At 54.1% G+C, this 218-nt stretch carries 1 rRNA gene; it reads left to right on the forward strand.

The window, feature by feature from the left end:
* A 23S ribosomal RNA gene (locus tag BIU96_RS16300) occupies window positions 1-218 on the forward strand; the annotation flags it as partial.

Below are 218 nucleotides of genomic sequence, written 5' to 3' on the forward strand. Positions count from 1 at the left end.
GGGCTAATCACGGTTGGACATCGTGAGGTTAGTGCAATGGCATAAGCCCGCTTGACTGCGAGAATGACAATTCGAGCAGGTGCGAAAGCAGGACATAGTGATCCGGTGGTTCTGAATGGAAGGGCCATCGCTCAACGGATAAAAGGTACTCCGGGGATAACAGGCTGATACCGCCCAAGAGTTCACATCGACGGCGGTGTTTGGCACCTCGATGTCGG

This window comes from Curtobacterium sp. MCBA15_008 (assembly GCF_001865065.1).
GTDB lineage: Bacteria > Actinomycetota > Actinomycetes > Actinomycetales > Microbacteriaceae > Curtobacterium.